This window comes from Myroides odoratimimus, assembly GCF_004337635.1.
In the GTDB taxonomy this organism is placed as follows: domain Bacteria; phylum Bacteroidota; class Bacteroidia; order Flavobacteriales; family Flavobacteriaceae; genus Flavobacterium; species Flavobacterium odoratimimum.
Genome location: NZ_CP037427.1, coordinates 3,316,117 through 3,339,976 on the forward strand (window position 1 = coordinate 3,316,117; position 23,860 = coordinate 3,339,976).

Consider the following 23,860-nt stretch of genomic DNA (forward strand, 5'->3'; position numbering starts at 1 on the left):
ATATTTTAATAATTAATACTTAATCCCATAGAGAAAGTACGTGCAGGAGGGTAAAGCCCACGATCAATACCTATATCTAAATTTTTATTACTCTTAGAATAACTTTGTAGTCCCACTTCTGGAGTTAATCCACTATAGTTAGTAATCGTAAATACATTTGTTGCTTGTAGATAAACTCTCATTTTTAGTTGTTTATGAAGTTTTTCTCCAAAAGAGTAACCTAGTTGTAAATTATTTAACTTGAAATATGAGCCATCCTCCACATAATAAGATGAAGGGCGTATATTGTTATTAGTATCATCTAAGGATAATCTTGGTATAGAAGCATTCGGATTGTCAGGTGTCCATGCCCCTAATACATCAGAAGACTTATTATAAGCTGATTGATTAAAGAAATGAGAGTTATATTTTGTTAAGTTATAAATCTTATTGCCAAAACTTCCATTAAAAAACATACTTAAATCAAACCCCTTATATTTTAAATCTACATTAAAGCCGAGAATAAAATCAGGGTGAGGAGAACCTATAAATGTTCTATCATTGTCATCTATCACACCATCATTATTTACATCTCTAAAGATTAAATCACCTGGTTTTGCATTAGGTTGTAATTTATACTTATCGATCTCCTGTTGACTTTTAAATATCCCATCATTAACATAACCAAAGAATGAGCCTATTGGTTGGCCTATAGCAGATCTAGAGATTTCTTGTCCAAAGTTTACACTGTGTAAAGACGAAGAAGGAATACCTAGATAATTAACAGAGTTTAATGCTGTCAATTCATTTTTATAAGTTGTAAAATTGAAATTAATATTATAGTGAAGATCCTTAATATTATCTTGATAAGATAGATTTAATTCTAAACCTCTATTGGTCATCTCTCCATCATTTACCCACTGTCCATCACTAGTACCACCATAGGTCAAAGGCAGCGATTTATAGACCAAAATATCTTTTGTTTTCTTGTTATAGATATCTGCTGTTACATTCAGTTTATCGTTAAAAAAACCTAAATCAACTCCTAAAGAGCTCTGTGTAGTAGTCTCCCATTTTAGCTCTGGGTTAGGTACTCTAGATTGAATCAGACCTGTCTCAACAGATGACTGTCCTCCATTAATATCATAATTTGAATTATAGCTATTACTAGAATAACTTTTTATAGTTGAGTAAGAGGGTACCTGTTGGTTTCCTGTAACTCCCCAGCCACCACGAAGTAAAAATGAAGTAAACGTATCTCCTAAATCAAAAAAGTCTTCTCTATCTATCCTCCAACCAAGTGACACAGCAGGAAAAGTATCCCATTTGTGATTAGCTAATCGTGAAGTTCCATCTCTACGCATTGTAGCAGATACAATATACTTCCCATCATAATTATAATGAACTTTACCAAAGAAGGAATTTAATGACCACCCATTAGCATTACCTCTATTTAGTTGATTGGCTGTACCATAATCTAAAAACCAATAATTAGGATCTTCATACATAAAGTTCTGTCTTGAAGCAGAAAAACCTTCATAGTAATACTCGACAGCTTCTTGTCCTAATAATACATCAAAATTATGATTGCCTAATTGTTTCTTATAACTCAGTGTATTAGTAAAAGTAAACTGATAATTAAACGAATTTCTAGTAGATAGTGAATTAACTGGATTAATAACTAGTATTTCATTAAACTTTGGTGAAAAGTTCCTTCCATTTATATTTACATAATCTAGCCCTATAGACGACCTAAAAGTAAAATCATTTAACTTTAACTCTCCGAATAAATTACCTAATAATCTCAGCTCCTTTGTTTTATTATTTTTATTTCGATCTAAACGCCCTCTAGGATTTTGAATATCATTTAATGGATTACCCGAAAACTCTCCTAACTCATTATAAACAGGCACTATAGAAGGATACATAAATGCATTATATACTATTGACCCTAATGCTGCATTAGTACCGATACCAACATTTTCTGTATATGAGGCATTAAGATTCTCCCCTATTGTCAAGATCCCATCAAAGAATCTATAATCTGAATTAAAACGTCCTGAAAATCTTTTAAAATAAGTGTCTTTTATGATTCCTTGTTGATCAAAGTACCCTAACGAAAAAAGTTGACTAGAGTGCTCCCCTCCTTTTGCTAATGATATATTGTGAGACTGAATCGTAGCAGGATTAAATATTTCTTTAACCCAATCTACATTACCACTTTTGATAGTTTTATCTTTATTTAAATAAAGCGGAATAGTTGCTTTGGTAGGGTCATTTCCATAAATATCATGTTTAGGAGCAACACCATCATTTTTATAAGCTTGCCATAACATATCACCGTACTGCTGAGCATCTAGCATCTTAGGTAGGTTAAAAGCACTTTGAACACCTGTAAAACTACTTACATCTATAGATATTTTTTCATTTCTCCCTCCTGACTTTGTTGTAATTAAAATCACTCCATTAGCCGCTCTAGAACCATAGATAGAAGATGAAGCAGCATCTTTTAATACTTGCATTGAAGCTATATCATTACTATTAATCGAATTCAACCCATTAGCTACAGGTACTCCATCTACAATTACTAATGGCTCATTATTATTAATAGTACTGAATCCCCTTATTCGAATAGAGTTCCCTCCACCTGGACTATTATCACTCATGACTTGTACCCCTGAAGCTCTACCTTGTAACATCTCGGCTACATCCGCCTTAGGTACATCCTTAATACCATCTACGTTAATAGTCGAAATAGCAGCTGTAATATTTCGCTTGCTCTCTGTTGTATAACCAGTAATTACAATTTCTTCTAAACTGCGAGCATCTTCTTCTAGGACTATAGAAGTATATTCTGGATTTTCTACCTTAATTTCTTTAGTATCATATCCTATATACTCTATTACTAATATGATCGGTTTATTCTGGACTACTTCTAACATAAAACTACCATCTAAATCAGTAGCTACAGCCTCTGTAGATTCTTTTATTTTTACAGTCGCTCCAGGAAGTGCTAGTCCATGAATGTCTTTAACTACCCCTTTTAAAACAGTCTTGTTATTTTGCTGACCTGTATTAACCTTATCTCCTTTAGGAATAACATATTGTGATTTAAAAGTGATGAATTTATCTGATATATTATATGTAGATCCTGTTCTTAAGGCAATATCCTCTAACAACTTCTCTAGTTCACGTTCTTTACTAGTAAATCTAAGAGGAATAGAGGTATTTAATGTCGAAGGAGAATAAACTACTTTGTAAGCAGTTTGTGCTTCTATTTTTTCAAATAAACTCTTCACTGTTTCTGAAGAATTACTTACATAGACATGGACACCTACCTTATCAGAAATTGTCTGATTAGTAGCATAAACGCCTGTACTTAATAAAGAAAGACAAAAAAGATATGTCTCTACTCTTAACCGGCAATAGTAATTTAATCTCATTTCTTGGTGTTATTAATAATTATAGTTTTATTTTCGTATTTATAATCAAAGCCATACATATAGCTGACACTCTGAACAATATCTGCTAGAGTAGAGTTTCTAAAATCTGCTTGAATAAATTCTTTTGTTGAAATAATATCTTCCAGGAAGTGTATCTGGATATCAAACTCTTTTTCTATTATTTGTTTCCACTGTGTAAGAGTGATGTTGTTCATCATAAGATAAGATGATGTAGAAGAGATACAAGAAAACACGTCTATGGTGTTTTTATATAATCTATGGTCTTTTAGTAAGGCCTTTTGCTCAGCAGTTAAAATGACATAGTTTTCCCTATCTAACAAGTTACTAACCTTTACTCGTCCTGTAGAGACTTCTACTATATTTCGTTTCACCCAAAAAGAAGTTCCTAAAACTTGTGTCTCAAAATTATCTGACGAAATAATAAAAGGTTTTGAGGCATCTTTAGCAACTTTAAAATAAGCCTCACCTAGTAATTTAATCTCTCTGTTTGATTGATTAAACTCATTTGACACGATTAATGTAGAGTTACTACTTAGCGTTACAGCAGTACCATCTGGTAGAATAATATGTTTAGCTAACTCATTAGAAGTAGAATATGTTAATTCTTGATTATTAACAGAAATATTCTTCTGATAAATTGTTAAACCTACCACTAATAAGAGTGAAAAAACTATTGATAATAATCTATAATTCTTTCTTCGCTTTCTTTCTCTAGTTTTATACTTTATACTATTATATATAGAGCTTCTCAGTTTACTATTCTCTTGAATTATCTTTAATTCTATTAATGGTCTTCTCTGTAAATTATCAGAAAAGTCTTCCACAACTTTTTTTTCTGTAGAGTTAGCTGTACCAAGTAAATATTTATTTAAAAAATGTTTAAACTTATTTTGCATAATTTAAGATTGTCTTACATAAGTAAGAGTCCTCTATTATTATAACTCCCTATGCAAAAACAAACGCTTAACTCATTCTTAATATGAGTAACACTTAGATAACATAGCTTTTCAATTCAGAACAAAGTATAAACTGATAAACGAAAACAATTATAAAAAAGACGCTTAAATAAGTACCCCCTACATACTCTAGTATAGTTTTAGAACTAAGAGAAAAGCTATGAAGCAAAATCACTTTACAGTATTTAATTAGTACTAATTCTGGGTTACCCCCATCAAATAACCTATCACAATAATATAGTCTACCAAATAAGGTAAAGAACTCTTAATACTTTTTAAAGCTTTACTAATTTGATTATCTACAGTACTTTCTGATATCCCAAGTTTTAATGCGATTTCTTTATAACTCAATTTATTACTATATCGAAGAACAAATATTTGATAACACTTCTCTGGTAGTACTTCTTGAGCCTTACTATATATCATATTAACTAATTGTTCCTTAAACATTATTTCTTCTTCTCTACTTAATATTTCATTATCTACTAATACATTATATACCTCTTCTAACTGAACAGTATTAAAACTAGTTGTACTAATAGCTTTTAAACTTTTATTACGAACAGACTGTATTAAATAAGCTTTAGAATTATCGATTATCAAATTGCTGTAATTATTCCATATATTCACAAAAACATCTTGAACTATATCAGCTGATAGATCCTTATCTCTCGTAATATTACAAGAGAGATAATACAATATATCCCAATACTTATAGTAGTTAATATCAACCCATTGATCTCTTGATAGTGCCATCTTATGTCTGATTAATCGATGCTAAAGTATAGCTTGCACAACTAATAAGAATTAAATAATCATTAACAAAAAATTATATTATATAGATAATAAATTGAAAACTTCCCCCCCTTCCCCAGTAACTCCATATCCCTAAAATATTCCTACTCACATCGCTTCTTTCAGCGAGTATTCTGCTTACAGATAAAGCCTATACTCCCTATTTTTTCCCTATCTTGCACCTATAAAACCATCCTTATGCTTCAAGGAAATATAGAGACAGCCAATTCTTCATTTATACATGTACAGATATACGATCAACAAAACATCTTTGATCATGCCAACTTTGGGCATCCCTATAGACCCACTCGTTCTTCCTTTCTATTTGTCAAAAAAGGAAAACTAAGAATAAGAGAACAGATTAATGAATTCGAAATCATAGAGAACTCTATCTTCCTTATTGATGTCAAATACGTATACGAAATCTTAGAGATAAGTCCCGATGCAGAACTGAGACTACTTAGCTATGATCGAAATTTCTTAGAAACTGCTTCTTTTAAGCTTCACCGATTAAAAGTATATAGAGATTTAAAAACACAATTACAACGCAATTTCCACATTAGCAAACAAGAACTAGAGATCTTCTGGACCAATGTAGAATCGCTGGGTTATTACCTGGAGCACTTCGACGAGATTGAGTATGGTCAATACATTATAGAAAATTATTTTAATATCATCCTCTATCACCTAGTAAGCGTAGCCACGCCTAGAAGTGAAGATTCTATTAACCAAATGACCTCACAGCAAAAGATCACGTATAAATTCGTGATGCTAGTCTCTGATTATTACCTAGAGACTAAGTCTGTTCAGTTCTACGCAGATAAACTACAACTCTCTATTAGACATCTAAGTACAGTAGTCAAGGAAACTTCTGGAAAAACACCTATAGAGATCATCAATGAGTTTATATTTAACGAAGCTAAAGCACAGTTATCCACTACTACTTTGCCTATCAAACAATTAGCCACTAAGCTACAATTTAGTGATCAGTATGCTTTCGCTCACTTCTTTAAAAAACATCAAGGCACTAGCCCAACTCAGTATAGAAAGATGTTTAAGCTATAGAATAATACTTTTAAACATCTTTTTTGATATTCTTAATCATTTTATACCATGTACTACTGAACTAACTTTGTCGGCATAAAGTACAAATAAAATGAAAAGAAATATTCACAAATACTTTTGTGGATTAAGCTTACTACTACTCTCATATACTTCAATATATAGCCAAGTAAGCGACCAAACACTTAGTATAGAACAAGCGGTGAACTTAGCGATGCAAAATCATCAACAATTAAAAGTCACTGCTTTAAACAAAAACATTAGCGAACAACAAACCCAATTAATTAAACAACAACGCTTACCTAATCTTGCCTTTACTGCCAATGCTTCTTATATAGGAGACGCGCTTATATTAGATCGAGATTTCAGTAAAGTCATGACGAAAGACATGCCTCACTTTGGCAACAGTTATGCAATACAAGCATCTGAACTCCTTTATAAAGGGGGAGCGATTAATAAGAATATAGAACTCGCTGAAATAGGCGAACAGCTTGCCTCTCTAGACCTTGTACAAGATCAACAAAGCATTAAGTTCTTAGTTATTTCTAACTACCTAGATGTATATAAACTGATTCATCAAGAGCAAGTTTATCAAAACAATAAAAAGTTAGCCCAAATCCGCCTTGAGAATGTCAATCGTTACTATAAGGAAGGGATGATGACTAGAAATGAAGTAATTAGAGGAGAATTAGTTCTTCAGAATATGGATCAAGCCCTATTAAGTGTAGATAATAATCTATCGATTCTAAACTATAATTTGGCGATTGCACTAGGACTACCTACATCAACTAAAATAACACCTAATGAAGCTCTTGTACACAGACCACTAGAGGGCGATTATAACTATTATCTAGATCTAGCCTATACGCAACATCCGATGATACAAAGAGTAGAAAAAGGAGTCGAAGCGGCACAAAAAAAGATAGAGATTGCCAATACTGATAAGTATCCTGCTCTAGCTGCAGTAGGTGGGTATAACATGAGTCGTCCGATCACCACATCTAACCCTGTGATGGATATGTATTCTAACGCTTGGCAAGTAGGGGTATCTCTGACTTATAATATTGACAATTTATATAAAACACCCAAAAAAGTCAAACTAGAGAAACTACAAAAGAACAAAGCAGAAGAATCTCTTACCCTTGTACAACAACAATTAGAGATGGGAGTCAATGCAGCTTATACCAAATATGATGAGGCTATACAGAACGCTAATCTATTAAAGAAAAGTCAACAACTCGCACAGGAGAATTACAAAATCATAGAGGCTAAATACCTAAACCAATTGGCTATTCAAGCTGAAATGACAGATGCAACTAATGCAAAATTAGAAGCCGAACTTCAGTACGCTAATGCCGAAATAAACGTATTATACCAATACTACAATTTATTAAAGTCAACAGGAACACTTTAATGCCCGCAGGGCATTTAATTAAGAATTAGGAATGTTTGGCTAAGCCATAATGTATTTATATGACGCGATATAGATTGTGGTAAAATACAACGATGGTGCGGATTTGTAATCCGTGACGTGACATGCAGTACCTCCTAAAAAACAAAAAGTACAAACGACATTATATCTAAAACAAGCAATGGAAAAAAAAGAAAATACAACTACTGAACAACCAGTTCAAGCTCCAGTAGAGCAAGTTGTAGAGGATAAAGCTAAAAAAGAAAAAAAGAAGAAAACAAAGATACTCTTAGTCAACACCCTAACATTTGCGGTAATAGGAATCGCTTTCTTCTGGTTATTGACTAAATACTTTCACATCAACGATAGAGATTACACAGAATCAGCACAGGTAGAAGAGTTCATTAACCCTATTAATACCCGTGTATCTGCTTATATTAAAGAGATCAAGTTCATAGAACATCAGCAAGTCAAAAAAGGAGATACACTAGTTATCCTTGACAACAGAGAAATCTTAACGCAAGTAGAACAAGCTGAAGCTGCTTATCTAAGTGCCTTAGCTGCTAAGAAAGTAACTAACTCCTCTATTCATACAGCATCAAATAATATCGGGGTATTTAGCTCTAATATTGAAGGTGCTAAAGCAAGATTGTGGAACGCAGAACAAAACAACAAAAGATACGAGAATTTACTACAAGCTGAGGCTGTTACCCAACAACAATATGATCAAGTAAAAACAGAGTACCAAGCTGCTAAATCTGCTTATGAAAGTTTAATAAAACAACAAAACACAACCAAACTTTCAGTTTCAGAGATAGAAACACGTCTTGCCCTAAATGAAGCAGATATCAAACGCACAAAAGCGATGTTAGATATGGCTCAACTAAACCTGTCATACACAGTGATTACAGCTCCTTATGACGGAGTGATGGGACGAAGACTAATCAGTGAAGGACAACTACTATCGCCTAGCCAGCAAATTACTACTATCGTAAAAGATAATGAGAAATGGGTAACAGCTAATTTTTTAGAATCTCAAATGAACAATATTCAAATAGGTAGTATTATTGATATGACAGCTGATGCTGTAAAAGGAATACGCTTTCAAGGAAAAGTAACGGCTATCTCTGCAGCTACAGGTTCTAGATATTCTAGTATGCCTACGGATAACTCTACGGGGAACTTCGTCAAGGTACAACAGCGTATCCCTGTGCGTATCGAATTTACAGATACGAATGATATAGAAAACATCGCTAACCTTAAAGCAGGGATGAATATGAATATACAACTGGCTAACTAATTAGGAATTTTAAATTAGGAATCATAGCCCTTCGGGCTTTCTAAATATATCCTATAATTAAATTTCTAATTCTTAATAATGGAATGATTAATGTGTACACTATATTTTTAAATTCATCAAATCCGTTTTCTATGAAGAATGAAAATATAGTACAAATTAAAAGCTATGCTTTTGCTATTCGAATGGTTAATACTTATAAACATCTAACTACTACTAAGAAAGAGTTTATATTAAGCAAACAATTGCTTCGCAGCGGAACATCTATTGGTGCAAATATAGAAGAAGCTATTGGAGGTCAATCAGATAAAGATTTCTATGCTAAACTATATATTGCATATAAAGAAGCTCGTGAATCTCATTACTGGATTCGACTGTTAACTGACACAGACTATCTAACGACTAAACAGAGTACAAGCCTTTTGACTGACATAGATGAGCTGCTTAAAATTATAGGAAGCATTCTAAAAACAATCAAAGAAAAAGAAAAAATAATAAACCATACTTAGGGATGTACAACGTACACAATTCCTAATTATTAATTCTATACCATGTATAACAAAGGATTATTTCACTCTTGGGTACCAAAACCAGTCATGCTATTACTCATTGTAATCATAGCTGCTGTGTTCTGTAGTATTAGTGGAATATATACCACTAATATAACCAATATCGTGGGTAGTACGGGCTCGATGACAGAGTACTACCTATGGGCTAACTATGCCTATGCCATAGGTCTAGGTACAGTCATGCCTCTTATTGTTAGGATCAAAGCGCGATTCAGAACAAAAGAACTTCTTGTAACCTCACTCACCATGTGTGGTTTATTATATTTGGTACAATCTACCACACATCAACCCTATATCATTATAGCCTGTTCTTATCTAATAGGAGTATTTAAAATGATGGGAATGATGGAAGTAGTATTACCCCTTATGATGCTTTTAAGTGTAGGAGGCAACAGAGGGATATTTTACAGTATCTACTACTCTGCCCTATTAGTTATCACCCAATTATCAGGTTACTTTGTAGCTAAGGTAAGCTTTATATTCAGCTGGCAGATTAGCTATATGAACCTAGCGATTATGTGCTTTGGAGCTGCATTGATTTGTATTATATTTCAACACAATCAACGCTTTATGCGCAAGGTCCCTTTTATTTACATTGACTGGATTAGCATCCTCTTATTCAATGTGACATTCATGACCTTAGCCTATATCCTAGCCTTTGGAAAACAACAGGCTTGGTTTGACTCAGAGATTATAAGATATGCCTCATTGCTATTTGGTATTCTCTTATTTATTTTTGTCATTCGCCAGCAGTTGATTAGAAGACCATTCTTACCTCTAAATGCCTTTAAGAAGAATAATGTAAGACACGGAACGATTATGTTATTGTGTTTAGGAATGTACCTTGCCACCGCTACGATACAGAATATCTTTGCTGTAGGTATATTAGGATATAATCCAATGACCAATGCCTCCCTAAATCTCTTACTGATTCCTGGGCTTATTACCGCAGCAGTTGCCTGTTATTATTGGTATAAAAACGAGATACCTATACGCATGCTCGTCTTCTCAGGATTCTCAGCATTTCTTATGTACTGTGTGATGATGTACCTCGCTATGGCAACAGAATTCAGCTATTCGATGTGGTACCTACCGATGTTTTTTAAAGGATATGGTATGGGAGTTATCTTTGTCACCACTTGGTATTACACCTTAGATAAGCTAGACTTAGCTAGTATGTTAGGACTGATCGGATTTGCTATTCTATGGCGTACATTTATCGCTGTAGGGATGTTTAGTGCATTATACAGCTGGACGCAATACCAGTTCCAAATTCAAAGTCTAAACAACTTAGCCGTATACCTAGATGATGCCATGCTACTAAGATCAGGATCGGGTATTAATCTATCCCTTGTCCAACTAAACGGGATACTCGCTGCTACCAAGACAGTATATGGATATATTAATATCGCTGGTATAGGAGTGTTGTTATATGTATTATTTCACCACTACGGTAGAATACGCACACTGAAAACTCGTGTGTATATCAATAAACTAGGTAATCTTATGATGAGCAAAAAAGATAAAGAGAGTATCGAAAATCAACTCCCTAACAATATATAGATTTGTACTTTTGAACCTCTAGTACACTGCTTCTTCTAAAGAAGAAAGAACTAGAGATTCTTTTTAATTTTAAAAAATAAAAGCGATTACAGAGTTCTCTGTAATCGCTTTTTCTGTTGTGATTGCACACCAATTATTCATAATCACGAACTCCTATATATAAAATAAGAACAACGTAAGTAAAAACGTGTACAGTACCAACTAGATTCACTTAGTGATAAAGATATATTTGGTTGTGATTGCACACCAAAAACGTGTACAGTACCAACTACTTTGATAAGACAGGTGTAGTCGATATCGTTGTGATTGCACACCAAATCTTTAGATTCACGAACTCCTATATTTAAAATAGAAACAACGTAAGTAAAAACGTGTACAGTACCAACTAATTGGTCGCACTGAAAAAACACTACATAGTTGTGATTGCACACCAATTATTCATAATCACGAACTCCTATATTTAAAATAGAAACAACGTAAGTAAATACGTGTACAGTACCAACATTAAATCGTAAAACAAAAAGTTATGCAGTGTTGTGATTGCACACCAATTATTCATAATCACGAACTCCTATATATAAAATAAAAGCAACGTAAGTAAACTGTGTACAGTACCAACCAAAAAGACTTCTTAATGTCAACAGTATCAGTTGTGATTGCACACCAATTATTTATAATCACGAACTCCTATATTTAAAATAAAAGCAACGTAAGTAAAACGTGTACAGTACCAACTTGCATCTTGATATAAATCAAATCTACTATGCTGTGATTGCACACCAATTATTTATAATCACGAACTCCTATATTTAAAATAGAAACAACGTAAGTAAAAACGTGTACAGTACCAACTTATATATCTCATCAAATCTAAGCAACAATGTTGTGATTGCACACCAGATACGTGTACAGTACCAACGTATTCATCGATCAGATAGAACTTGTTAATGTTGTGATTACACACCAAATACGTGTACAGTACCAACATTGGACTAAAGCAGAAGAATGGGTTACTAGTTGTGATTGCACACCAAATCTATGTACAGTACCAACGTTAGAAGAAGGCACAAATGAAGATATAGCGTTGTGATTGCACACCAAAAACGTGTACAGTACCAACGTTAGAAGAAGGCACAAATGAAGATATAGCGTTGTGATTGCACACCAAAAACGTGTACAGTACCAACGTAGTATAAAACCAAAACAAGGTCATTGTGGTTGTGATTGCACACCAAAAACGTGTACAGTACCAACATAAAGGAAAACAAATTGCTTTAAAACCTTGTTGTGATTGCACACCAAAAACGTGTACAGTACCAACAAGTATGCTGAGCAAATAGATATTGTTCAGGTTGTGATTGCACACCAAAAACGTGTACAGTACCAACAGAACTAAGCATTTGGAACGAACAGAAGGAGTTGTGATTGCACACCAAAAACGTGTACAGTACCAACTATAGACAAAATGAAGAAAGCGGAGTTATAGTTGTGATTGCACACCAAAAACGTGTACAGTACCAACCAAGAAGGAGAAGCAAAGTTAGTTCATGCTGTTGTGATTGCACACCAAAAACGTGTACAGTACCAACAGTATTTAGTGCGTGAAGCTAGTGCTAATAGTTGTGATTGCACACCAAAAACGTGTACAGTACCAACAGTGTATATATATACAAAACAAAGAAAGCGGTTGTGATTGCACACCAAAAACGTGTACAGTACCAACTATTAAGAAAAACAAACGTAATAAACAGTTGTTGTGATTGCACACCAAAAACGTGTACAGTACCAACGGGTAAAACTGGTTTGATTTGGTTAAGTACGTTGTGATTGCACACCAAAAACGTGTACAGTACCAACCGCAAAGGAGTTATTTGCGTTGTGTTTGGAGTTGTGATTGCACACCAAAAACGTGTACAGTACCAACATGTACGTACACAAGGTCATAACATCGAAGGTTGTGATTGCACACCAAAAACGTGTACAGTACCAACCTCTACATTTGCAGAGGTCAGATGTACTATATTTACTAGGGTGCAATGCCTTTTATACTTCTAAAAAAAGGCTTATCTCTTCTTATATTATTTCTTTTAAATACTATTTTTTTCATCCTAGTTTGCATATTTCTCTTTAATAGATCTGAATATCTCCATATAATACTCAGCATAGTATTCATTATCACTAATCGATCTATAATTATTTTCACAGAAATCAAAGAACTCCTTAATCGGCAGTTGGTTGTGAGCAAACTTATTACGGATATAGATTAGACTATACAAATCTTGCTCTACTTCCCCAGCTTGTCCTAACTGTATAATCTCCTCTTTTTTAAACTTGACGTCAGTTGATAATATAAGCATCTCTCTTACATCCATACCTATAGGCAGTAAACCCTGAAGTACATATTGTTTAAAGTTCTCATTACCTGATTGTTTTAAAGACTCTTTATTCGCTACTTGATTATAGACGCTACACTCTATTTCTTGTACCTCTTTTAACAGCTCTTTACTTCTAATAGATTCATAATTATCAAGCTGACGCTCTATTACATAGAGCTTATTACTATCTACCTCATTCGATAAATAAGCACTCCAGACTATGTCTGACTGATAAGTAAGAAACTCTTTTACACGACTATCATTCTCATATTTTCTAAAGTTGCCTATATCTTTTAGCTTCACATTATCAATATGGACTAAACCATCACACAACTGTAGATCAACGACCTTGTTCCAAATATAGTTTTTATTACGCTCCTGTGTATCCTTAGCTACTTGTTTATTCACTATACGCTCCTCTTTAGTTTGATAGAGCTCATTTAAGCTTAAACGGTCGTTAGATGATAATTTCAATACTTCTTCTAACATATAATTCACCATCATCAGTGTGAATACATCATTCTTCTGCTGTTGCTTTATCTTCTTCGTTACTTTAGCCTTTTCTCTTTTATCCTCTGTTGTTATCTCATAAACTTCTGTATCATAGAAGTTCTGATAGTTGCTATTCTCTTTATAATGTACGAACCAATCTGCGAACTTTTCCTTATGTTGTTTATAGCTTTTGCCTTCTAACATCGTAGGTTTATCATCCATAAAACCACGTTCTATAAAGAGTGGCATAGATAGAATGCGTTCTACTTGTTTATCTAAAGAAACTACAGTGTAGTTAGACTTTTTTAAGAAAGTAAAACATTCTTTACGAACCGTTTTAAACTGTGGAGTTCCTATACTATTCTTTACTCTTGTGATGACATTCTCTATATATTCTAACCTTGCTTCTAAATACTTATTCAGAAAATCAACTAATGTTCGTGACTTCTTTACTAAATCTATTAACTCAATAGGGTAATCCTTGACCATCACCATATTACTAAGAATTAACTCCAAATCACTTTTACTTGTATCAAAATAAGCAAAGAGTTTCTGTAGTTCGGTATGCTGATATCCCTTCCATTTAGACTTAGATTCTTTGAACATAAAGCGTTTAATATCATTGGCCAACCATACTCCTATCTTTCCTTTTTCAGCATTAAATAAAAGGTGTTTCCTTTTTCTACTTTTATCAATATTAAATTTTGTACTAGATGTATAATTATAATCATCTGCTCTTTGTTTCTGTTCTAGGATTAGCTTCTCTATCTCCTCTTTATCACGAGCTAAATCTCTAGTTATCTTATCTGTATCAGTCTCTTTTAAGTCGTTGTCCTTATACTTTTTTAGTATTTTAGTATCAGTATCTTTACTAAGAATCTCATTTATCTGTTTACCTATTTGGTCTATTAGCTTTGCTTCTACCTCTTCAGGAGTTTTCTTTAACTCCGCATTATCTGTTAATAAAGAGAAAAGCATTGAATGTATATCATTCATACTTAGATATGCAATAGGTTGACCAGTGAACACTAAAGGTTTTTCGCTTTTTACATTATCATTTGCTTCTATTATTTGTGTAATAATATCATATTTACTAGCCTTAGTAGCAGACCTCTCTTTAGGGTTTAATGACTTCCTAGCTTCTTCTAAAGCTGCCTTCTCTTTATATTGGGTATCTCTAAGTTTTACATAGATACCTATCTTTCCTGCATTCTTTTGTTCACCTTGATGCTGAAGAGTATGCTCTTTAGGGAAGTCATAACTCGGGTTAGGGAATAAAGTCCATTTATTATCTAACTCCTCCTTATCCTGCTCTTCTAACGAGTGAAAATAACTCGCTTTAGCACTATTTATATCTTTTAAGCGTGCAAATACTGTTACCTTCTCCTTGATTATCCTATCTGATTCTACTTTCCCTAACTGTTTCGTTCTTCTATCGTGTACATAATCTCCTAAATGTACTTGAAATCTCAACGTAGGGAAATCAAAAAACTCATCTAAGAAACGAATAGCAAAATAGTTAAACCTGTCTTCATAGCGCTTGCGAATCACTGGGTGAATTACTCTTGACAGATCATCTGTTTCTACGTCATCCTCATAGTCTTTATAATACTCATTCCAGTCCTCTATAAAACTATTTTGTTGAGTTGTTGATAAATGTTGATATACAACATTCGGCACTTTACTCAGCTCATCTATCATTTGCATCAGTAGCGTTTCTTTTACCCCTTCTTCTGATGTACGTATCTTTTGTTTTAATCCTCTATAAGTATGAAAAGAATAGATACGCTGTGTAGCCATATATTTAATGCTATTACCACTTTCTCTATCAACCTTTCCTTTAAAGCCTGTCAAATTTGCCTTTAGACTATCCATTTCTTTATTTGTCAGAAAGAAAGACAACAGATATACAATACCTTTCTCAGAGATATTTAAAGCAAAGTCAGGATCATTACTTTTATGATGGTTCTTCTCAAAATAAGCATCCGCACCTTTTGCTACTACCGTCTCTTTATCTTTATCTTTATCTTTATCATTAATAAATGACCAAAAAGCCTCATTATATATCGCATTGAGAATATCCTCTCTTTTATTAGCTTTAAACCTAGTATTCTTCTTCTCTATCTGCTTCTTTTTATACGCCTCAATCAGAATATCTAGTTCAGCTGCAATAGTCTCTTTTAAAAACTCTTTGGTTTTATCTGTTTTTAAATATTTATCTTTCACATGGAGCGCTGTTGACACGAATGAACTATTTAAGAAGTCCAATACCTTATTTTCTATCACTATATCACTGTGGTGATAATGTGTGTAAAAATTACGCAACTGGTCAACTGCAGTTACTAAAGAGATAAGCATCTCTCTAAACTGTCTTATTCGTTGAGAAAGAGTAAGGTCTATGGTTCTATTTCGTTCCTTAATACTCTTCTTATCCACTGTTTCTAAAATAGGAAAATAACTTGCGAATATTGCCACACGTTTTTCAAAATCACTAATACTCAACTCATCTTTAAAAACATGAATAATATAATTCTTTAAATTACCATTATCTCGCTTAGCTAGTTTACCAAAAGTATTTCTCTTGTTTACCTCCTCAAAGACCTCATAAATATTATTAGAAGCAAGATTAAAATATCCCCCAAAGAAGTATTTATCTGCTATTTTATGAGAATAAAAACGGTTTTGCTTTTCTGTTGTATCTGTAGTAAGTATATCTTTCATATTCGTCTTTTTATTATTTATTCGTTTGGTGTACTCTATCAGCATAATAACACCCGAACACTGTTATAATCATCTTTTTTCTCAACCAATTTGCTACTGGTACAGCGATACCAATAATAACAGCAAAAAAAGCTATCTTAAAAACAATCTCACTTAAGACATCTTTTCCTACACTTGTTATCGTACTATAAACTAAAGCAATAATCAGAATTACAATAGAGACGATCCCTAGAGTAAACATATTTCTAAAGAAGAAATACAAACTTTGGAAATTCTTTGCTTGTGCATTTTTGCCATTTACCTCTAAGTAATAATAAGCATAATCAAATAGGTTCTCTGCAGGTACAGCATTATTGGTATTAGCAGCTACCTCGTGTTTCTTATTGTGAAAATACTCTTGATTTAAAAAGGGAATTACTTGTTGGATATAATCATCTAGTTTGATCTCTTGGACAGACTTATAAATTATCTGGCGGTAGCTACCACACTTTAATAAGATATTAAAAGTGATAATATGAAGTGTTACTCCTATAAGAAGAGCGAATACTAAAGCTATCAAACTATTTGATAAATCCGATAGATTAAATAGAGTACCTGTACTTAATACATTGACAGAACACCAATTTAATAAATGAAGTGCTATACCTCCAGGAATAACAAAAGAGAACAGCTCGTAAAGAGAAAGTTTATCCATAATTTGTGATTAAAACATCTCTCCCAAGGTACAGAACAAACTAGTATTTTTAAAGACAAAAAATAGCAAAAATACATATAAGCAAAAGAATAAATGGCCTCATCATGATATGATACCAAATAAAAAGCTACCCTATAAATAGGATAGCTCTTTGCCTAATATCGACGACTTGGTTAGGGTTGTGCGCCTCTATAAGTTGAAAAGAAAAAAATTTTGGGTGTTTTGAACTCCGTTTTACTTATTGGCTTAAAAAAATAAAACTTCTATATTTTCTATACAACCAGAGTTTGTTGTTCCACATTTTAAATATACAACCATTTAGCAAAAAATCGCATGATATTTTTACACTACCCCAAATATTATTAAATTATAATTATTATCTGTTTTTTTTAATTGTTTTACTATGTATTAAGTACATTTTATTAACAATAAAACAAGAAAAAAGGAATATAGATAAGACTTATATTTACCTCTTTTGACATATTATAGCACTTTTTACAATTCAAGCCTAAAAAAACAATATCGATGGAAGACTTTTCTTTTCTAAATCTCAATAAAAACACAGTTATAGAGACACATTTTAAATCCATATTTAGGACAACTCCTATTTTATTAAATAGTCCTAATATTCTCTTTTTTTCCTTTTTTCTCTCTGCAATTAAGACAACCCAAAAAAACAAAAAAGGGCTCCGCATACTTAAATGCGTTGCCCTAATATATATATACAAAACAGGAGTTTTTATTTTTTCGCTTCTAAAAGGTATTTATAAATAAGCCCTCCTACTACTGCTCCTAGCATAGGGGCTGTAATAAACAACCAAAGTTGAGGCACATACTCTCCTCCTACGAAAATAGCTTGTGAAATAGAGCGTACAGGATTAACAGAAGTATTCGTAATCGGGATAGAAATCAAGTGAATCAACTTCAGTGCCAACCCAATAGCAATACCTGCAAACTTAACATTGGCTCTCTTATCTATCTGTAGCTCCTAAAATAATTACAACAAAGAAAGCTGTCAAAACAAACTCTGTGATAAAGGCAGAAGTCATACTAAACCCATTGGAGATAAGTTTCCATAACCGTTAGCTGCGAATGCTCCTGGAGTACTGGGATCTATACAACACATCTGACTTCCCTTAAAGATTAAAAACAAAGTAGCAGCGGCGGCAATAGCCCCTAGTATTTGAGAACCGATATAAGGCAAAATCTCTTTAGCTGAAAATCTCCCTCCCATATACATTCCGACAGAAACGGCTGGGTTAAAATGTCCTCCCGAAATATGTCCTACAGCATAAGCCATAGTCAAAACGGTAAGACCAAATGCCAATGACACTCCCATAAATCCTATTCCCACATCAGGAACAGCAGCTGCAAATAATGCACTACCACATCCTCCTAATACTAACCAAAAAGTCCCAAAGAACTCTGCAAAATAATTGCTCATAGCAATTTTAATATGTTTACTATTAAGACCTCTAGAATAAGCGAAGTCACATAGTGCGAACATTCTTTAACACCAATACAGAGAATATGATTTTACCTTAATATCATGTTAAAAAGAGGAGAAACAAGAACATAAAAAATTACAGATAGAATATCCCTATAATTACGTGCTCTTTTCAATTATCAACTTTATAAGACTTTAACTTTTTTACACTCCCTTTTCTCAAGGTTAAAAAGAGTATTTCTTGTCTCAAAAACAGAAATTACACAACAAAAAACAACAATTGTATAAGTGTAAAAATAAAAGTGTTTTTACGTCTGCAAAAATCATTTAAAACCTATCTATATATTTAAAAAACAAGTATCTTTGTCTCATCGTTTTGAACAATTCAGACATTAAATGAAGAAACACTTATCCATATTATTCCTATTCTTATCCTTCCTAGTGACGGCTAGCCCTATTATAGAGTGGTCTTGCACAGAGGAGGTGATGACTTGTGGTATGGAGATAAGTAATGATGGTGGTATGTCTTGTTGTGGTGGTGATATGGAGCAAGGTTCTCGCAGTATGGATATGAATATGCCATGTTGTACAGTTGCTTCACGTGTATTAGTTACCATAGCAGAGTTAAAAGTACAAACGCCAAAAGTTGTTCAAGACACAAAGGCTAAAACAGCCAATATTAAATCACAATGGTTTAACTCTAACTACTTAGAGGACTTAAAATCTATTGATTTAGTATCTGTTTCTCCCCTTTCTGTTTCTGTTTCTGGATTTAAGTATAAAGATATAGACCCCTTGTCTTATATCTGTATTTATCGTATATGATATTCTAAAAAAAGTAACTAGTTCACACCTATACCTTTAGGTCACTTTTATATTAGTTACTTCATCCACACCATTTCACTCTATTACTAGATAAGAAAGTATTATTTAAAGTACTTACCTTACTATGTACACATAGTAAGTATATAGCAACATAAATACTTAAATATTCGTTCTTAAGAAGTAATAGTACCTATCTGTGGATCAAATGATAATTACCTTTTTAGTTATCATCGCTAATTTATTTTTATCGGATTTTAGGTTTATAAATAATGTCTAAGCATATGGCATACCTATTGTTGCATAAAATAAAGGATTAGCAGATGTCATTTATTAATACAGTATAATATATATCTTATGCTTAATAAAATCATTAAGTACTTCTTACACAATAGAGTAATCACTCTATTACTACTGGTAGTAGTTATTGTATGGGGACTAATAACAGCTCCATTTAACTGGCACCAAAATATGTTGCCAAGTGATCCTGTGCCAGTAGATGCTATACCTGACATCGGTGAAAACCAACAGATCGTAGCAACCGAGTGGATGGGGCGCTCTCCTAAAGATATTCAGGAGCAAATCACTTATCCGCTAACGACTTCTCTACTGGGTATTCCTGGTGTAAAAACAGTGCGTAGTAGCTCTATGTTTGGGATGTCGTTTATCTATATCATTTTTGAAGAAAATGTAGAATTTTACTGGAGCCGCTCGCGTATCTTAGAGAAACTAAACTCTCTACCTGCTGGTACATTACCAGAAGGAGTTATACCTTCATTAGGTCCAGATGCTACTGCTCTTGGACAAGTATATTGGTACACACTTGAAGGGCGTAATCCTGAGACAGGAGAACCTACAGGTGGATGGGATCCAGACGAGCTACGTACAGTACAAGATTTCTACACTAAATATAACTTATCTGCTGCAGAGGGAGTGTCTGAAGTAGCCTCTATCGGAGGATATGTAAAAGAGTATCAGGTAGAAGTGAATCCTGATGCGATGCGCGCTTATAACGTATCTGTAATGGATGTGATGTCTGCGATTCAGAAAAGTAACCTGGATATCGGAGCAGAGACCATCGAAATTAATAAAGCAGAGTACTTAGTACGCGGTCTGGGATACATTAAAAATGTCAAGGATCTAGAGGATGCTGTAGTAACAGTACGAAACAATGTTCCTGTAAAAATTAAAGACGTAGCCTTCGTTAACTTAGGGCCTGCTACACGTCGTGGTGGTCTAGATAAAGAAGGTATTGAAGCTGTAGGAGGTGTTGTAGTAGCTCGTTATGGAGCTAACCCTATGCATGTGATTAGTAACGTAAAAGCTAAAATAAAAGAGATGGAAGCTGGGCTTCCTCAAAAAACACTTGCCGATGGTACCATATCTAAAGTAACCGTAGTTCCTTTCTATGACCGATCAGGATTAATACAAGAAACAATAGGCACATTAGAAACAGCCTTAGCACACGAGATATTAATCTGTATCATCGTAGTGATCGTACTTGTTATAAACTTGCGCGCGTCAGTGATTATCTCTAGTATTCTACCCATAGGTGTACTAGCGACTTTCATCATTATGAAGTATATGGGGATAGAAGCCAATATCGTTGCTCTATCGGGTATTGCTATTGCTATTGGAGTTATGGTAGATGTTGGCGTCGTCTTTGTCGAGAGTATCATCAGGTACATGGAAGAAGAAAAAGCCCAAGGAATACAAAGTAAGGGAATAGCCTTTGTCAATCTTATTACCAAAGCGGTATCAGAAGTATCAGGTGCATTGTCAACAGCTATGCTAACCACGATTATCAGTTTCTTACCAGTATTTGCGATGGAAGCGCAAGAAGGAAAGCTATTTAAACCCTTAGCCTATACGAAAACTTTTGCTTTATTATCTGCTTTCATCTTGGGAATTATCGTGTTGCCAACTATTGCATACTACGTGTATTCTATTAAAATAGACAAACAAAAAGTACGCAAAATAGCCAATTATATCTTAGCTGTAGTAGGTATAGGACTGTGGATCTACACAGGCGAGTTTATCGCTGTAACACTAACATTAGTGGCTATTAATAATCTGTTTACACCAGGTTGGAAAACAGATACAATAGCGAATTATATCAATGTAGCCCTTACCCTACTTGTGGCGTTATACTACCTTACAGTAGAATGGCTACCATTAGGGACGCAGCAGAGTACAGGATTAAACTTTGTCTTTGTACTTTTATCTATCGGATCTATATTAGGTGTATTGTGGTTACTAGTGATTTACTATGAGCAGATCTTAAGATGGGCACTTACCCACCGTTGGAAGTTCATGAGTATTCCTATTCTAACATTAGTATTCGGAATGCTAGTATGGTTAGGTGCAGACAAAAGCTTTGGTTTTGTAGCCAAAGGCTTTGAGACTGTGGGATGGAAATCATTTAGAGAAACTGCTTTTTGGCAAAAATCAACACAGACCTTCCCAGGTATTGGACAGGAGTTTATGCCTAGTCTTAACGAAGGATCATTCTTACTGATGCCTACAAGTATGCCTCATACAGGTATTGAACAGAACCTTCAGTTTATCGGGACACTAGACAGACGTATTTCCAATATTCCTGAAGTAGAATTAACAGTAGGTAAATGGGGACGTGTAAACTCTGCTCTAGACCCTGCTCCTACTCAGATGTTTGAGAACACAATCAACTATAGATCAGAGTATATCCTAGATGACAATGGACATAGACAACGATTTAAAGTTAATAAAAAAGGAGAGTTCGAGCTCATCAATGGAACTACTTATAATGTAGAAGATGCTTTTAGACTTATCCCTAGAGATAGTTTAATTATAGACAAAGACGGTAAGTTCTTGCGTCAATGGCGTCCTGAGATCAAAAAGGCGGATGATATCTGGCAAGAGATTGTCAATGTATCTCACTTGCCTGGACTGACCTCTGCTCCTAAACTTCAGCCTATCGAGGCAAGACTTGTGATGCTATCAACAGGTATGCGTGCGCCAATGGGATTAAAAGTATCAGGACCAGATTTAGAATCTATAGAAATAGGAGGAAAAGCATTAGAGACTGCGCTTAAAGACATCCCTTCTATTATGCCTTCTACTGTATTCTATGACCGCGCAGTAGGTGCTCCTTATGTAGAGATTCACCTAAACAGACATAATATGGCTAGATACGGAATTACTGTATCTGACCTGCAAGATGTAATCGGTGCTGCTATAGGAGGAATGGCCCTGACCACTACTGTAGAAGGACGTGAGCGATTCCCGGTAAGATTGCGTTATCCTCGAGAATTAAGAGATAACCCAGAACAGCTAGCAAAAATGCTAATCCCTACTGCTACAGGAGCTCAAATTCCTTTAAGCGAGGTAGCGGATATAGAATACGCTAAAGGTTCACAGATGATTCAGAGTGAGAACACCTTCTTACTTGGTTATGTCATCTTTGATAAAACAGAAGGAAAAGCTGAAGTAGATGTAGTACACGAGGCAGATAAGCTATTACAAGCTAAGCTAGCCTCTGGCGAACTTACCCTGCCAAAAGGAGTAACCTATAAGTTCGCTGGTAATTATGAACAACAAGAAAGAGCTTCTCAGCGATTACTATACATTGTACCACTGAGTTTATTAGCGATTCTTTTGATTCTATACTTCCAGTTTAAAACGATTGCGGCATCGCTTATCCACTTCTCTGGAGTGTTTGTAGCCTTTGCAGGAGGTTTTATCTTATTGTGGTTATACGGACAGCCTTGGTTTATGAACTTCTCTGTCGGAGATATGAATATGAGAGACTTATTCCAAATGCACAATATCAATCTGAGTATAGCAGTCTGGGTAGGTTTTATCGCCTTATTCGGATTAGCTACCAATGATGGAGTACTAATGGGAACTTATATACATGATACCTTCGAGGCTAGAGATCCTAAGACTAAAGAAGAAATTCGAGAAGCGGTAGTATACGCAGGATTAAAACGTGTAAGACCTGCAGCGATGACTACTGCTACTGCTCTAATTGCACTTCTTCCTGTGATGACCTCTACGGGTAAAGGTGCAGAAATTATGGTACCCATGGCTATCCCTACATTCGGAGGAATGCTAATACAGTCCATGACTATGTTTGTTGTTCCTGTATTCCAATGTTGGTGGAGAGAATGGGCGGTGAAAAGAATTAAAAATTAAGAATGGTTGCCCTACGGGCATTATATACACAATGTCG

The 23,860-nt window shown here is 34.2% G+C and carries 12 protein-coding genes, 1 pseudogene and 1 CRISPR repeat array; of the genes and pseudogenes, 7 read left to right on the top strand and 6 right to left on the bottom strand.

The features are described 5' to 3' along the window. Nucleotides 1-5: 5 nt before the first annotated feature. The 3 genes from E0Z07_RS15010 to E0Z07_RS15020 all read right to left on the bottom strand — a co-directional run bounded on the left by E0Z07_RS15010 (nt 6) and on the right by E0Z07_RS15020 (nt 5,155). Nucleotides 6-3,422, bottom strand: coding sequence for a SusC/RagA family TonB-linked outer membrane protein (locus tag E0Z07_RS15010; RefSeq protein WP_131540902.1), 3,417 nt, complete (start codon nt 3,420-3,422; stop codon nt 6-8). Beyond that, nucleotides 3,419-4,339, bottom strand: coding sequence for a FecR family protein (locus E0Z07_RS15015; protein ID WP_131540903.1), 921 nt, complete (start codon nt 4,337-4,339; stop codon nt 3,419-3,421). The genes E0Z07_RS15010 and E0Z07_RS15015 overlap by 4 nt, the downstream gene beginning before the upstream one ends. Nucleotides 4,340-4,594: 255 nt before the next feature. Further along, nucleotides 4,595-5,155 carry a sigma-70 family RNA polymerase sigma factor gene (locus E0Z07_RS15020; RefSeq protein ID WP_006259963.1) on the bottom strand — a complete coding sequence of 187 codons (561 nt, stop codon included), beginning with the start codon at nt 5,153-5,155 and terminating at the stop codon, nt 4,595-4,597. A 237-nt stretch (nt 5,156-5,392) separates the two neighbouring features. On the opposite strand from E0Z07_RS15020, the gene E0Z07_RS15025 reads away from it, so the two are divergent. The 5 genes from E0Z07_RS15025 to E0Z07_RS15045 all read left to right on the top strand — a co-directional run bounded on the left by E0Z07_RS15025 (nt 5,393) and on the right by E0Z07_RS15045 (nt 11,096). Continuing rightward, nucleotides 5,393-6,259 (top strand): helix-turn-helix domain-containing protein, encoded by an 867-nt coding sequence (locus tag E0Z07_RS15025; protein ID WP_006259962.1) that lies wholly within the window; start codon nt 5,393-5,395, stop codon nt 6,257-6,259. Nucleotides 6,260-6,350: 91 nt separating this feature from the next. Further along, the gene (locus E0Z07_RS15030; protein WP_006259961.1) at nt 6,351-7,670 is read left to right on the top strand and encodes a TolC family protein; all 1,320 of its coding nucleotides are present in this window, start codon (nt 6,351-6,353) and stop codon (nt 7,668-7,670) included. Between the two features lie 178 nt (nt 7,671-7,848). Continuing rightward, the gene (locus E0Z07_RS15035) at nt 7,849-8,967 is read left to right on the top strand and encodes an HlyD family secretion protein (RefSeq protein ID WP_058699900.1); all 1,119 of its coding nucleotides are present in this window, start codon (nt 7,849-7,851) and stop codon (nt 8,965-8,967) included. A 131-nt stretch (nt 8,968-9,098) separates the two neighbouring features. Then, nucleotides 9,099-9,473, top strand: a complete 375-nt coding sequence (locus E0Z07_RS15040; protein WP_036496705.1) for a four helix bundle protein — start codon at nt 9,099-9,101, stop codon at nt 9,471-9,473. Nucleotides 9,474-9,515: 42 nt separating this feature from the next. Further along, nucleotides 9,516-11,096, top strand: a complete 1,581-nt coding sequence (locus E0Z07_RS15045; RefSeq protein WP_131540904.1) for an MFS transporter — start codon at nt 9,516-9,518, stop codon at nt 11,094-11,096. Nucleotides 11,097-11,978: 882 nt separating this feature from the next. Beyond that, a CRISPR array of direct repeats spans nt 11,979-13,087; the repeat unit is 37 nt; unit sequence GTTGTGATTGCACACCAAAAACGTGTACAGTACCAAC. Between the two features lie 117 nt (nt 13,088-13,204). On the opposite strand, the gene cas13b is transcribed toward E0Z07_RS15045, so the two are convergent. From cas13b to aqpZ, 3 genes and pseudogenes are all read right to left on the bottom strand, one after another. Continuing rightward, on the bottom strand, nt 13,205-16,684 hold the full coding sequence (gene cas13b / locus E0Z07_RS15050) for a type VI-B CRISPR-associated RNA-guided ribonuclease Cas13b (RefSeq protein WP_006259957.1): 3,480 nt from the start codon (nt 16,682-16,684) through the stop codon (nt 13,205-13,207). Nucleotides 16,685-16,697: 13 nt separating this feature from the next. Further along, nucleotides 16,698-17,378 carry a type VI-B CRISPR accessory protein Csx27 gene (gene csx27, locus E0Z07_RS15055; protein ID WP_006261415.1) on the bottom strand — a complete coding sequence of 227 codons (681 nt, stop codon included), beginning with the start codon at nt 17,376-17,378 and terminating at the stop codon, nt 16,698-16,700. A 739-nt stretch (nt 17,379-18,117) separates the two neighbouring features. After that, a pseudogene (aqpZ, locus tag E0Z07_RS15060) lies at nt 18,118-18,822 on the bottom strand (aquaporin Z). A gap of 399 nt (nt 18,823-19,221) precedes the next feature. Between aqpZ and E0Z07_RS15065 the strand changes: the two are divergent. Together E0Z07_RS15065 and E0Z07_RS15070 are read left to right on the top strand one after the other, a co-directional pair. After that, on the top strand, nt 19,222-19,650 hold the full coding sequence (locus E0Z07_RS15065) for a hypothetical protein (protein ID WP_006259953.1): 429 nt from the start codon (nt 19,222-19,224) through the stop codon (nt 19,648-19,650). 354 nt (nt 19,651-20,004) lie between these two features. Then, nucleotides 20,005-23,823 carry an efflux RND transporter permease subunit gene (locus tag E0Z07_RS15070; protein ID WP_131540905.1) on the top strand — a complete coding sequence of 1,273 codons (3,819 nt, stop codon included), beginning with the start codon at nt 20,005-20,007 and terminating at the stop codon, nt 23,821-23,823. Nucleotides 23,824-23,860: the final 37 nt, after the last annotated feature.